Genomic DNA, 13099 nt, shown 5'->3' with positions numbered 1-13099 from the left:
CCGTCGGGAAGTCCCTGGCAAATGTTGCCGACACTGGGCGGGCTGCTCGGCACATTTTCGCTTGCGAACCCGCAGCAGGTACCCCTTAGTCTTCGACCATGGACATGCATGTGGTCGACCATCCGCTCGCGGCAACACTTCTGACGACGATGCGTGACGTGCACAGTGACAACGCGACCTTTCGGTCCGCCTTGCGGAAACTGACCCACATGTTGGTATACGAGGCGATGCGCGATGTGAAGGTGAAGCAGTTCGAGGTGAAGACTCCTGTTGCGCATACTGTGGGAGTGCGGCTCGCGCATCCGCCACTGCTGGTACCGGTCCTGCGTGCCGGACTCGGGATGGTCGAGCAGGCGAGCGCTCTGATCCCGCAGTCAGGGGTCGGGTTCGTCGGAATGGCGCGAGACGAGCAGACCCTCGAACCGGTGCCGTACCTCGAGTCGTTGCCCGTCGATCTGTCCGATACCCCGGTGTTCGTTCTGGATCCAATGGTGGCTACCGGTGGTTCGATGCTGCGCACGATCGAACTGTTGGTCGCGCGCGGAGCCATCGACGTAGCCGTCGTATGTGTGGTGATTACTCCGGAAGGCGTTGCAGCATTGAAGAGTTCGACGTTTCCGATACGACTGGTGACGGCGAGCATCGACAAAGGGCTCGACGAGGATGCCGTCGTCGTACCCGGACTCGGCGACGCAGGGGACCGTCAGTTCGGCCCGCGCTGAGATTCGGGCGGGTGCATGGGTGAGCCGGTGAGGTCGGCTGTCGTTCGCCCCGACCTCACCGGCGAGAAAACTTCTACTACTTACGCGGTGCGCTGAATCCCCATGCTGTCCGGACCGAAGACCTCGAAGTGAATGTTCTCGGTCGCCACGTTCTTGTCCATCAATGCGTTCCGAATTTCGAGCATGAAGGGCAACGGTCCGCAGACGTACGCGTGCGCGTCGGGCGCGACGTCGATGTTGTTCAGCTGCGCGCGGCCCATGCTGATCGAATCGTCAGAAGGACGCGCACCGAGGTTCTCGTACCAACGGTGCAGGGTCGCCGAGGGGATGCGATCTACGAGGTGACCCAATTCGGCGCGGTGGGCATGATCGCTCTGGGTCCGGTCGGCATGCAGCACCGAGATGGAGCGCGTGTCATTGTTTTCGGCCAGGTAGTTCAACATGCCGATCATAGGAGTGCAGCCGATTCCCGCCGACACGAGCAGCAACGGTGCATCGTCTTCAGTGAGCATCAGGTCACCGAACGGTGTGGTCACATCGAGAATGTCACCCTCGAAGACGTTGTTGAACAGGTAGTTCGAGACTTCACCGGCAGCTACCGCCGAGCCGTCTGCGGACACCCTCGCAGGGATGCGCTTGACGGTGATCCGCCAGTCGGCATCTGTCGGAGCCGAGGACAGGCTGTACTGACGAATCTGGCGCGCCCCGTCCTCGAGGTGAACTGCGACGGAAAGGTACTGGCCCGGAATGAAACTCGGTAGCGGCTCACCATCGAGGGAGGCGAGTACGAACGAGACGGTATCTGCCGATTCGAAACGTCGATCGAGCACGCGGACCTGGCGCCACACATCACCGATCTCGACGCCCGCGCTCTTGTACAGGCCGGCCTCCATCGAGATCAGCATGTCGGCCATCAGCCAGTAGACCTCGGTCCATGCGGCAGCAACTTCTGGTGTGACAGCACTTCCCAATTCCGTGGCAATCGCGCCGAACAAGTAGTCGTAGACAACCTGGTACTGCGCAGGTTCGATGCCCAGAGAGGCGTGCTTGTGGGCGATGCGGGAAAGGATCATGTCGACCCGGTCCTGGTCCTCTTCGAGTTGTAGCGAAGCGAATGCGGCAATTGCCCCGGCCAACGCCTTCTGCTGCTCGCCCTGCTTCTGGTTGCCGCGGTTGAAGAGATTGCGCTCCAAATCGGGGTGATCGATGAACATGGTGCGGTAGAAGGTCGTCGTGATGTCACCGATCGCAGCACCGACGACTGGGAGCGTGGCCCGGATGACCTCTTTGGATTCTGTGGAAAGCATGTCTATTCCCCGATCATTGTTTTCACTGTTGGCAACCTGCTAGGCATCGCAGGAAGTGTGAGCAGGACCCCGCGCGTCGGTTGGCTGATGACGTCTTCGATGAGGAGCTCGTCCAAAGAGGCAAAGAACGCTTCTCGTGCGCGCCGCAGTGCCGGCCGCAAAAGGCAGCTGGCTCGTAGCGGGCACGGGTTCGATCCATCACACTCGATGACCTCCGACTCGCCTTCCAGACGGCGTGCGAGCCAGCCGATCGATGCAGTTCTACCGAGCTCGGTGATAGCCAAACCACCACCGCGACCGCGGCGAGCATCGACAATTCCGAGCTCCGACAGACGAGCGATCACCTTGGCAGCATGGGTGTACGAGATTGCCAATTGATCGGCAATGTCCTTGCTGCCTGGGCGATCTCCAGGCTGTTCGACGGCCAGGCGCATGACGATTCTCAGGCCGAGATCGGTGAACCGGGTCAACTGCATGTCACGACAATATTTCAATATGCATTTGAGATACCAATTATGTGAGCCACGAGACACTATCGGGCCGTCGGGATGCTGGAAGGTAGCCGGGATCGCCACGAGATAGGTCTGGTTGTTACCGTCATGTTTCGTATTTCTCACCCAGGAGGCAAGTGCGTGTCCACGCGTGACCAGATCGAAACGATTTATGAGCAAGTCCTGAAGCGCAACGCCGGCGAGCCCGAGTTTCATCAGGCGGCCGCCGAGGTGTTCGACTCGCTCAAGGTCGTCATCGATCGCCGCCCGGAATACGCCGAAGCCGGACTCATCGAGCGCCTGTGTGAGCCGGAACGGCAGATCATCTTCAGGGTTCCTTGGGTAGACGACTCCGGATCAGTACATGTCAACCGTGGATTCCGGGTGCAGTACAACAGCGCGCTCGGACCCTACAAGGGCGGCTTGCGCTTCCATTCCACCGTCAACCTGGGGATCGTCAAGTTTCTGGGATTCGAACAGATCTTCAAGAACGCCCTCACCGGCCTTCCCATCGGTGGCGGCAAGGGCGGTTCGGACTTCGACCCCAAGGGGCGGTCCGAAGCCGAGGTGATGCGGTTCTGCCAGTCGTTCATGACCGAGTTGCATCGCCACATCGGCGAATACACCGACGTTCCCGCCGGGGACATCGGCGTCGGAGGCCGCGAGATCGGTTATCTGTTCGGCCAGTACAAGCGGCTGACCAACTCGTACGAATCAGCGGTGCTCACCGGCAAGGGAACCTCCTGGGGCGGTTCCCAGGTTCGGCGTGAAGCAACCGGGTACGGCGTCGCATACTTCGTCGCCGACATGCTCAAAGCGCTCGGGACTTCCCTCGACGGCAAGACTGCCGTCGTGTCCGGTTCCGGGAACGTCGCGGTCTATGCGATCGAGAAGGTTCACCAACTCGGCGGCAAAGTCGTCGCGTGTTCGGACTCCTCCGGCTACATCGTCGATCCCAACGGCATCGACCTCGAGCTTCTCAAGGAAATCAAAGAGGTGCGACGCGAACGTATCGGCACCTACTGCGACACCGTCGCGGGAGCGACGTTCACCGAGGCAGGGTCGATCTGGGACGTGCCCTGCGATGTCGCCATGCCGTCGGCAACTCAGAACGAACTCGACGCCGACGCGGCGAGGATCCTGGTCGCGAACGGGGTCAAGGTGGTGGCCGAAGGCGCCAACATGCCCACCACACCCGCAGCGGCTCAGATTTTTCGCGACGCATCTGTCGCCTTCGCGCCGGGCAAAGCTGCCAATGCGGGCGGCGTCGCTACCTCGGCTCTCGAAATGCAACAGAACGCATCCCGTGACTCGTGGAGTTTCGAATACACCGACGAGCGACTCGCGGCGATCATGCGCGGCATCCATCATCGGACGATCGCCACCGCGGAGGAGTACGGCAAGCCCGGCGACTACGTGCACGGTGCAAATATTGCAGGCTTCATCAAAGTCGCCGACGCGATGATCGCGCTCGGAATCGTCTGATCCTTTTTCAAGGGTCGTAGAGCGATCTGCCGTCGATGACGAACGATCGCTCTACGACGCCTCTACGACGACGCCTCTACGACAGCTCCACGACGTCGAGCTTGCCGTCGGCGTGAGTGCTGCGCAGCCGCTTCTTGTCGTACTTCCCGACGCTCGTCTTGGGTACTTCCTCGATGAATGTCCAGCGTTCCGGCAGCTGCCAGTGGGCGATCCGGCTGGAGAGGAACTCACGTAGTTCCTCGGCGGTCACTTTGTCGCCGTCGCGCACGACGACGGCAACCAGCGGACGCTCGTCCCACTTCTGATCGGGAACACCGATGACCGCCGCCTCGCGCACAGCGGGATGTTCCATCACCTGATTCTCCAACTCGACCGAGGAGATCCATTCGCCACCGGACTTGATGATGTCCTTCGATCGGTCCGTCAGCCGCAGGAATCCACCCGAAGAGATGGTGCCGACGTCGCCCGTCCTGAGCCAGCCGTCATCGAACTTGTCGGAAGCATCGCCGCGGTAGTAACTGCCCGTGATCCATGGACCGCGCACCTCGAGTTCGCCGACCTGCTTGCCGTCCCACGGCAGCTCTTTGCCGGCGTCGTCGACGAGTCGGGCGCGGACAGCGGCCACGAATCGACCTTGTGTGCAACGAAGATCGAACTCGTCCTCGGGGGAGAGTCCGGCGTCGGGCCGGCCGGAGGTGCCGAGCGGAGACGTTTCGGTCATGCCCCAGGCCTGGGTGATGTGAACGCCGTACTCGTCGTGGAATGCACGCATCAGGCTCGGTGGACATGCGCTACCGCCGACCACTACGTCGCGCAGGCTCGACAGATCGGTGGGGTGCTCGGTCAGGTAGGAGTGGAGGGCCTGCCAGATCGTGGGAACGGCGGCTGCGGCGGTGGGACGCAGGGTGGAAATCATCTCGGCCAGCGGCGCAGGCTGTAGATACTTGTCCGGCATGATCAGCGAGGCACCGACCATCAGCGCCGCGTAGGGGAGTCCCCAGGACATGGCGTGGAACATCGGGACGATCGCAAGTACCTTGTCGGACTGCGCGATCGCCATGGCGTCGGTCATGCATGCCTGCATCGAATGCAGCCAAATCGAGCGATGCGAATACACGACCCCCTTGGGGTCTCCGGTGGTTCCAGAGGTGTAACACATTGCTGCGGCTGATCGTTCGTCGAGTTCGGGCCAATCAAACTCTTCGGGGTGTCCGGACAGGAAGTCTTCGTAACCGAGCACTGTCATGCTCGCCGGTGCCTGCACGGCCGACGCGTCGGCGCCGACGACGATCAGGTGGCGCACGGTCGACATCGTGGGAAGCAGCGGCGTGAGCAGTGGTAACAGGCTCGCGTCGGCGATGATGGCCTGATCTTCGGCGTGTTCGGCGATAAAGGTGAGCTGCTCCGGGAACAGTCTGATGTTGAGCGTGTGCAGCACCGCGCCCATGGCGGGCACAGCCATGTACGCCTCCATGTGCGCGGCGCTGTTCCACATGAACGTTGCCACGCGCTGGTCGCCGTCTATACCGATGGCACGAAGCGCGTGTGCGAGTTGCGCTGCGCGCGTACCCAAATCGCCGAAAGTGACCGTCGTCGGGCCGTTGTCACTCCAGGTGGTGACCTCGGCGGCGGAGTGAATCGTGGTGCCGAACCGAACGAGTTGACCGATCGACAGCGGGGTGTCCTGCATGGTGCTCTTCACGAAATTTTTCACTCCTCGGGTCTCGAACGACGACACCGCAGCATGTGCCGTGCATCACAGTATGCACAGTACCTACTTCACCGGACCAACCACCCTCGTGGCGAGTTTCCGGCGGAAGTTCGAGCTCGGGTTTCCGCCGGCACTACGTCCGATCGAGGTAGAACTCCGCGATCTCAGTGGCGACGGCTGCCACCGCCGAAGCGCGATCAGGTTCCATATCGAGTGCGTTCGCCAGTTCGGCGCCTCGGAGATCGCGGGTTCGCAAAAGATCCCACGCCTGTTCGACAGCACGTACCGAGGTCGCAAAGTCGAGTTCTGGGTGGTTCGAGCGCAGCGCCGTTGCTGCCCAATCTGCATCGAACGTTCCACGGGGAGGTCCGAACACTCGCTCGCCGGAGGTGTAGCTCTTCGGTTCCATGTAAGCCGATGGTAGCTACATTCGCCGCCCGCCGGATCTACCAGCTTTCGGACAGAAGCGTGCCGATCCTGGCAGGGTAGGTTTGCTTCGGATCGCGTGAGACATCACGTGCACGGTGACGATCGGAGTCGGGTGAGCAGGGCGAAGAACGAACGTCGATCGAAAACGTTTCGCCGCAAGATGATTCGTGCGGTCGGCGCAGTGATCGGAGTGATCCTCGCCATCGTTCTGGCATCGGCGGCCTGGGTCGCCGTGATGTCGTCCGGTCGTGTTCACGACGTTGCGGACGCACCCGACGCGCCGGTGATCATCGTGCTCGGCTCGCAAGTTCGAGATGGCAAGCCGATGAAGTTTCTCGCCGGACGGCTCGACGCCGCCATCGAGGTGTACGAGTCGGGGAGAGCACGGGCCATTCTGGTGTCCGGCGACGCACATGGCCGCTCGGGCAACGAGATCGCCGCGATGACAGAGTATCTCGTCGACGCCGGAATCGATCGCGACAAGATCGTCGGCGACGACTACGGTCTCGATACCTTCGACACCTGTGCCCGTGCGTCGGACACGTTCGGCGTCAGCAAGGCACTGATTGTCAGCCAGGGTCTGCACGTGTCACGTGCCGTCGCACTGTGCCGCGACGCAGGCATCGACGCGCACGGGATCGATGCAGAGTGCGAATGCAACTTGCTGGCGGTCGTGAGGAACTATGCGCGCGAGTGGTTGGCACGCCCCAAAGCGGTACTCGACCTACTCTCCGGCCGCCCGCCCGCCGTCGTCACGCCCCCGGACGGAACGCTCACCGCGGCGTCCAGGGGCTGACGGACGCGAGTGCCAGTTCGACGATGTCGCAATTCGGACCTGGAAAACTAGAACGTGTACTAGTTTGAGGTCGAGGATGACCGTCGTCGAAAGGGTGTAGACGTGGACTGGTATCGGATCAAGACCGCTGTAACGGGAATCAAGAGGCTCGCGACGCTTTCGGACGAGGACAAGCAGTCGGCCATCGACGCATTTCAGTTCTTCCAACGCATGCAAGCCGGTGAATCGACCGACACAGCTGACGAGACCAAGGCCGTCGCGGACTACTACAAGGTCCTCAACAACATGCTGTCGGTGTTCGATTTGGAGAAGCTCTACATTCCGCCGTTGCTCGATGGAAAGCAAGGGCTCTACGGCAACCAGATCCTGCTCGAGAAGGCGCTCCTGAAAGAGTTGGCGTTGAAGGACTCCGCCCAGTCCCACCTACTCGACATGGGATGTGGACGTGGCCGAATCGCGCACCACTTGGCCACGCTGACCGGAGGGCAGGTTTCGGGCTACAACATCGACCCCAATCAGCTCGAGAATGCCGACGAATGGGCGGCCAGATGTGGCATGAGTGATCGACTGCACTTCAAGTTCGGTGATCACCACAAGCCTCTCGACTACGAGTCCGAGTCCTTCGATGGCTGCTTTTCCGTCCAGGCAGTTTGGCCGTTCTTCAAGAAGGACGAGCTCGATGCCCACGCCGAGGAGATGTACCGGGTCCTCAAACCAGGCGGACGCTATGCCTGCTCGGAGTACCTGCTGACGCCGTACTTCGACTGGGAAAACGAAGAGCACGTCACCCTGCACAAGTTGTTCCTGCCAACGCTTGCAGCGACTCAGTCGATGTACCCGGCAGATGTGTGCGCGGCCCTCGAGCGAGCAGGCTTCCGGATCGTGCTGTCGGCTCCGTCGAAGAGCGAAGCATGGCCTCTGTGCGATGAGAAGGCCAACCTGATTCGCCGCGGACGCAAGGCAGTTCGCGGGCTGGAAAAAGTGAAGGTCGTGCCGCCGTGGGTCGAAGAGTCGCTCCAACTCCTTCAGACCGGAGCCGAGGCCTGGAATCAGGCCGAGCGTGCGAAGATCGCGGACCTCAACTGGCGGATCGTGGCAGAAAAGGTCTGACAGGACGGAGACCAGCGCCGATGTCACAGCAGCTCACTGCGCTCCGCCCGGTACAGTGGGCGGGTTGGTTCAACACTGAACCGGAACCCGTATCCCCAGGAGTTGTTTTTCGTTGAGCTGGATCCGCTTGAACGACGTTGCCAAGGGATACGACCAGAAAGTGATGCTGCGCGAGGTCTTCTTCCGTCTCTCAGACGGTGATCGCGTCGGCCTGATCGGTCGGAACGGTACCGGCAAGACCACCCTCCTGCAGCTGTTGCTCGGTCGTGAGACCCCGGATTCGGGCACGGTCGACGTCACCGAGGGTGCACGGATCGGTTACTTCTCGCAGTTCTCCGAACTCGACGGCGAGCGCAGCATCCAAGTCGAATTGGAATCGCTGTTCACCGAGGTTCACGCGATCGAACTCGAACTCGCCGAGGTCGAGGGCAAGCTCGGGGGAGACCTCGACGAGAAGGAGATGTACCGCCTCGTCGACCGTCAGGCCGAACTGCTGGACCTGATGGAGCACAAGGGCGGTTGGACGTACCACCAGGAAATCGACACCGTGCTCTCGATGCTCGGGTTCAACGCCGAGCGCCGCGAATTGGCGGTCGACCGGTTGTCCGGTGGTTGGCGCAACAGAGCAGCACTGGCCAAGATTCTGATCGAAGCCCCGGATGTGTTGTTGCTCGACGAGCCGACCAACTTCCTCGACGTCGCAGGCATCGCCTGGCTCGAGCGTTGGTTGCGCGACTTCCGTGGCGCACTGCTCGTCGTCTCACACGACCGTGCATTCCTCGAGCAGGTCGTCACCGGCATCGTCGAGATCGAGAACCACCACCTGCAGACATACGAAGGCAGCTACTCGGACTACGTTCAGCAGAAACAGTTTCGGCTCAAGAACCTCGAACGCGAGTTCAGCAACGAACAGCAATTGCTGGCCTACGAACAAGAGGCGATCAGCGACCGAAAAGAAGCTGTCAAAAACCCGAGTGGTGTGCTCAAACGTCGTCTGGCGAACATCAAGAAGAGCAAAGCGCCGCGTCCGGTGGACACCGTCGTCTCCGCGATTTACGGCGGACTTCATGTGCACGACAACTTGGCCGAGATCTCGGGAATCTCGAAAAGCTATGGTGACCAACAACTCTTCGACAATGTGTCGTTCACCGTTCACCGCGGAGACCGCATCGCCATCACCGGGCCGAACGGCTGCGGCAAGACCACTTTGGTCGACATCCTCACCGGTTCGGAAACGCCGGACAGCGGAAAGATCAAATGGAAGACCAAGGCGCCGTCGTTCATCTATTACAACCAGGTGCTCGCCGACCTCGACCTCGATGACACGGTCACCCATTCGGTCAACGCGATGCCCGACAGCCTGGCCCTGACGGCGACGAAGAAGGAAGTCAATCGCTTCCTGACATTGCTGCAGTTCTCCGAGATGGACCTCAAAACGCGTATCGGCGTGCTGTCCGGTGGGCAGAAAGCGCGTGTGGCGTTGGCGCAGTGCCTGCTGTTCGGCGCCGGTGTGATCGTGCTCGACGAGCCGACCAACCACCTCGACCTGCAGAGCACCCAGGTGCTCGAACGGGCATTGATGGCGTTCCCGGGAGCCGTGATTCTCGTGAGTCACGATAGATTCTTCGTCGAGAAGGTCGCGTTCCGGCAACTGTCCTTCGACGGCAAGGGTGGAGTAGAAGAAATCGCCGGCGTTCACATGGCGTAGTAAGCGTCCGGTCTGCACACTATCGCGCGGTATCGACGGGATCCGTCGATACCGCGCGATAGTGTGCAGAACCGTCAGTCCTTGTAGTAGACGACCTGATGGCTGGTCGCGAGCAAGTTGCCGTCGGTACCCCAGAGTTCGGCCGACTGATCGAAATACCCTTGGTTGAACCGTCGCGAATGCGCCGTGCCGAGCAGATGACCTTCGGCCTGTGTCGCGAGATCTGCGGCCGTCGCGAAGTAGTGGATGGTGAGTGAAATCGTCCCTGCCGGAACGAATTTGCCGCGACGCTGAAATACGCGCGGATAGAAGACGTCGCACATCGAGGTCAGCGACGCGAAATCGAGTGAACGAGGGGGAGCGTCGCGCACCCATAATGTCGCGGTCGAGTCCGCCGTTTCGGTTTCGCTGAGTTTGCCTGCAGCAAAGTGCATTTCGTAGTTCTTTGCCCAGGCGATGAAGTCCGGGAAACCACCGGCTTCGAGATCCGACGGCGCCGGTGCGGCAGGGGAAGATGCCTCGACGTCGTTCCACGTTTCCCGGCGCGACCCGAACACGGCTGTTGCGGTGGTGGCGACTACGCCGTCCTGCGAGAGTTCGAGATACCAATGCTGATTGCTGCGGTTGGTGCGAACGGCACGAGTGGAAACTTCGAACGCACCGTCGGCAATGGGGCCGGCGAAGTTGATCGTGATCGAAATCGGTTCGCCGATCCGATCGGGATGTTCTTCGACAGCGCGAATCAACGTTGCTGCGGTGAGACCGCCGAACGGTCCGACCATGTTTTTGTATGCAGTGGACGTGCGACCTCGAACGACGCCGTCGCGGACGGCTTCCAGTGTCAACGCGTCGTCGAAGGGGTGCGGGTCGGTCATGGGGCTCCCAGAAGTGTGTTCAGTACTATGCTGTGCGTCATAGTATCCGAGTAGAAGTATCAAGGCCGTGCTGCCTGCACCCAATCGAGGTCTCGTCGATCACCGCTGAGCACTTCCAAGTCCGGCGGCTTTGGCGATCAGCACTGCCCGCTCACGCTCGTTGCCCGCCAACCTTGCGGCCTCGAGTAATTCGATGCGTGCTTCGTCGATTCGACCGAGTTGGGCAAGAAGGTCTCCTCGCACACTCGGCAACAGGTGGTAACCGGACAGCGTTCCCGCAGCGACGAGCTTGTCGACGTACTCCAGGCCGATGGCCGGTCCGGAGGCCATCGAGATGGCTGCCGCAAGATTGAGATCGACGACCGGCGAGGGCGCCAGCTGCTGTAATGCCCCGTACAGCAATACAATTCGCTTCCAGTCGGTATCAGCGAAAGTCGCTGCGACGGCGTGGCATTCGGCGATCCCTGCCTGCAGGCTGTACGGGCCGCGACCACGCCCGATAGCGTCGGCACGTGCCAGCGACGCCAGGCCTCGGGTGATCTGTCCGCGATCCCACCTGGTGCGGCTCTGCTCGGACAATAGAATCGGCACACCGTCGGGGTCGGTGCGAGCGCCGAACCGTGACGCAGTCAGTTCCATCAGCGCTACCAAGCCATGTACTTCGGGCTCGTGCGGAACCAGTTCGGCCAGGATGCGTGCCAACCGCAGCGCTTCGCTGCTGAGGTCGGTGCGCATCCACTCCTCACCCGAACTGGCTGCGTAACCCTCGTTGAATACCAGATACACAACGCTGAGGACCCCTCCGAGCCTGCCGGCAAACTCCGCACGCTCCGGAACCTCGAATGCGACTTTTGCCGCGGTGAGCGTCTTCTTGGCCCGCACGATGCGCTGCTGAACCGTCGTTGTCGGTATCAGAAACGCCTTCGCGATCTCTTCGGTCGTCAGCCCACCGACTACTCGAAGCGTCAACGCCACCTGAGCTTTTCGATTGAGAACCGGATGGCACGCAATGAAGATCAGCCGCAGGATGTCGTCGTCGATACGGTCGGGATCCCACGTCTCGTTTTCGACTGTCGAGGCGTCGTTGTCCAACGCCCGGGCAAGGTGCGCATACTGCTCGTCGAGTCGATCTTTGCGGCGCCATCCGTCGATCGCCCGCCTTCTTGCGACCGACGTCAGCCATGCAGCCGGGTTGCGGGGAACGCCCGAAGTGGGCCACTGCTCCACGGCTTCGAGCAGGGCCTGTCCGGCAAGATCCTCGGCGAGATCGAGATCGCCGACAGTTCGGGTGAGCGTGGCGAGAATTTTCGCTGACTCGATCCGCCACACGGCCTCGATCTCGCGTCGAACATCTGCGCTCATGTGTCAGGAGGAAACAGGTCGATCGGTGCCGAGTTCTTCACGCCAACTCGCTTCTTTCTGGACGTACTCGTTGTTCTGATCGAACTCTTCCATCTCGGTGACGCGACGGACCTCGAGCTTCACTCCGGGGCCGAGCGGGCAACGCTTGGCCCATTCGACGGCCTCGTCCTTCGACGCGGTCTGGATGATCCAGAATCCCGAGAACAACTCCTTGGTCTCTCCGTACGGGCCGTCGGAGATGACCGGTGTCTCGGCATCGAAGTCGACGATGAAGCCCTCTTCCGGCCCCGCCAATCCTTCACCCGCAAGGAGTACCCCGGCCTTGAGTAGCGACTCGTTGTACGCACCCATGGCGTTGATGATCTCGGCGAAGTCCATGTCCTTGGACGCTTCGATGGCCTCGTCGGTGGTGCGCATGATCAGCATGTACTTCATTTCGGTTCTCCTCTGCTTGCGGGACGTCCTCTTCGGTCCTCTACCTATACGTCGAACGGGTCGATAATCGATCGACACCAGCTGAGAAAGAAATCTACTTCCTTGGATGATTCGGGCTCGCCGACCGTCACGAACCGCCTTGCCTGGCGCGATACGCCGCGACCGCAGTCCTGTTTCCGCAGGAAGAAGAGCAGAACTTGCGGGAACGGTTGCGGGATAGGTCGAACACGATGCCGCCGCAGTCGGCCGCGCAGACGTCGAGCCTGGAGAGTTCGTCGGCACGAACTACATCGATCATCGCCATGGCAGTCTCGACGGCGATCCTGTCGGCCAAAGGTCTGTCATCGCTCACCGCATGTAGATGCCAGTCGACGTCTCCATGTCGGACCAGCCGCGGCAGTGCCTCGGCGTCGGCGAGGATCTGGTTGACGATCTCCACTGCACCGTCGCGGTCGCTGATGAGCATTTCTCGCAACAGTGGCCGCAGCGCGCGTACTGCGTCGAGCTCGGCAAGATCGCCGTCGAATCTGCCGGTGTAGCCCTGCTCGACGAAGAACGCTGACAGTTGCTCGAGCGTCGTCATCGTGTCCGGATCCTCCGCCGAGTTCACCAAGACGACGGCAGACAGCATCGCCCCTTCGGTGTCATGAGCAAAAATCATGTTGACA

Annotated in this window: 13 protein-coding genes; 5 read left to right on the top strand and 8 right to left on the bottom strand. The window is 61.2% G+C overall.

What is annotated here, in order from left to right; genetic code table 11:
- Positions 1-98: 98 nt before the first annotated feature.
- Entirely contained in the window at positions 99-722 is a 624-nt protein-coding gene (gene upp / locus QMK32_RS19265) for a uracil phosphoribosyltransferase (RefSeq protein ID WP_283476797.1), read from the top strand.
- 80 nt (positions 723-802) lie between these two features.
- Here the strand turns inward: upp and QMK32_RS19260 are convergent, their stop codons facing one another.
- Positions 803-2029, bottom strand: coding sequence for a globin domain-containing protein (locus tag QMK32_RS19260; protein WP_283476796.1), 1227 nt, complete (start codon positions 2027-2029; stop codon positions 803-805).
- 2 nt (positions 2030-2031) lie between these two features.
- Complete coding sequence (locus QMK32_RS19255; RefSeq protein WP_283476795.1) at positions 2032-2505, bottom strand: RrF2 family transcriptional regulator; 474 nt, start codon at positions 2503-2505, stop codon at positions 2032-2034.
- A 156-nt stretch (positions 2506-2661) separates the two neighbouring features.
- On the opposite strand from QMK32_RS19255, the gene gdhA reads away from it, so the two are divergent.
- Positions 2662-4005, top strand: a complete 1344-nt coding sequence (gdhA, locus tag QMK32_RS19250; protein ID WP_283476794.1) for an NADP-specific glutamate dehydrogenase — start codon at positions 2662-2664, stop codon at positions 4003-4005.
- 76 nt (positions 4006-4081) lie between these two features.
- Here the strand turns inward: gdhA and QMK32_RS19245 are convergent, their stop codons facing one another.
- A complete protein-coding gene (locus QMK32_RS19245; protein WP_283476793.1) occupies positions 4082-5707 on the bottom strand; it encodes a long-chain fatty acid--CoA ligase in 1626 nt (541 codons plus the stop codon).
- A gap of 142 nt (positions 5708-5849) precedes the next feature.
- Positions 5850-6125, bottom strand: coding sequence for a hypothetical protein (locus QMK32_RS19240; RefSeq protein ID WP_283476792.1), 276 nt, complete (start codon positions 6123-6125; stop codon positions 5850-5852).
- Between the two features lie 180 nt (positions 6126-6305).
- Here QMK32_RS19240 and QMK32_RS19235 point away from each other — a divergent pair, with 180 nt between their 5' ends.
- The 3 genes from QMK32_RS19235 (at position 6306) to QMK32_RS19225 (ending at position 9759) form a co-directional block, all read left to right on the top strand.
- Complete coding sequence (locus tag QMK32_RS19235; protein WP_283476885.1) at positions 6306-6941, top strand: SanA/YdcF family protein; 636 nt, start codon at positions 6306-6308, stop codon at positions 6939-6941.
- A gap of 102 nt (positions 6942-7043) precedes the next feature.
- A complete protein-coding gene (locus QMK32_RS19230) occupies positions 7044-8051 on the top strand; it encodes a class I SAM-dependent methyltransferase (RefSeq protein ID WP_283476791.1) in 1008 nt (335 codons plus the stop codon).
- Positions 8052-8163: 112 nt separating this feature from the next.
- Positions 8164-9759, top strand: coding sequence for an ABC-F family ATP-binding cassette domain-containing protein (locus QMK32_RS19225; RefSeq protein WP_283476790.1), 1596 nt, complete (start codon positions 8164-8166; stop codon positions 9757-9759).
- 74 nt (positions 9760-9833) lie between these two features.
- Here the strand turns inward: QMK32_RS19225 and QMK32_RS19220 are convergent, their stop codons facing one another.
- The 4 genes from QMK32_RS19220 to QMK32_RS19205 form a co-directional block, all read right to left on the bottom strand.
- Positions 9834-10634 carry an acyl-CoA thioesterase gene (locus QMK32_RS19220; protein WP_283476789.1) on the bottom strand — a complete coding sequence of 267 codons (801 nt, stop codon included), beginning with the start codon at positions 10632-10634 and terminating at the stop codon, positions 9834-9836.
- Between the two features lie 99 nt (positions 10635-10733).
- On the bottom strand, positions 10734-11996 hold the full coding sequence (locus QMK32_RS19215) for an RNA polymerase sigma factor (protein WP_283476787.1): 1263 nt from the start codon (positions 11994-11996) through the stop codon (positions 10734-10736).
- Positions 11997-11999: 3 nt separating this feature from the next.
- Positions 12000-12431 (bottom strand): YciI family protein, encoded by a 432-nt coding sequence (locus QMK32_RS19210; RefSeq protein WP_283476786.1) that lies wholly within the window; start codon positions 12429-12431, stop codon positions 12000-12002.
- Between the two features lie 127 nt (positions 12432-12558).
- On the bottom strand, positions 12559-13092 hold the full coding sequence (locus QMK32_RS19205; RefSeq protein WP_283476785.1) for a CGNR zinc finger domain-containing protein: 534 nt from the start codon (positions 13090-13092) through the stop codon (positions 12559-12561).
- Positions 13093-13099 lie beyond the last annotated feature (7 nt).

It is taken from the genome of Rhodococcus sp. H29-C3 (genome assembly GCF_030063405.1).
Classification (GTDB): Bacteria; Actinomycetota; Actinomycetes; order Mycobacteriales; family Mycobacteriaceae; genus Rhodococcoides.
Note: the sequence above shows the minus strand (reverse complement) of the source record. Positions and strands in the feature narration are given on the sequence as shown.